The sequence below is a fragment of the Pseudomonas viridiflava genome (assembly GCF_003702045.1).
Taxonomy (GTDB): Bacteria; Pseudomonadota; Gammaproteobacteria; order Pseudomonadales; family Pseudomonadaceae; genus Aquipseudomonas; species Aquipseudomonas viridiflava_C.
The window spans coordinates 1-231 of sequence record NZ_RBTP01000009.1 but is presented as its reverse complement, the minus strand read 5'-3'; the positions used below and the strand labels follow the sequence as shown (position 1 = coordinate 231).

The window sequence follows — 231 nt, the reverse complement described above, 5'->3', positions numbered from 1 at the left end:
GCGTATAACGGCCTGCATGGTCTGCAAATTGCCAAGGCCGACTGGGAAAAGTAAAGGCTCAGGCTGAGCGGGCCATTTTGCGTAGCCCCCAGACCATCACCGCCCCCAGCCCGAGCATTGCCAGCAGCAACGCCGGGTAGGCGACCCACCAGTGCAGCGGGGCGGTCATCATGCTGAACTCGGACATGCCGCCGATCCCGGCGATCAGGTTCAGGGGCAAAAACACCACGT

1 pseudogene is annotated in these 231 nt (G+C 62.3%); it reads right to left on the bottom strand.

Annotated features, from left to right (window positions below):
* Nucleotides 1-58: 58 nt before the first annotated feature.
* Nucleotides 59-231, bottom strand: a pseudogene (locus ALP40_RS01390) (magnesium transporter CorA family protein); the annotation flags it as partial.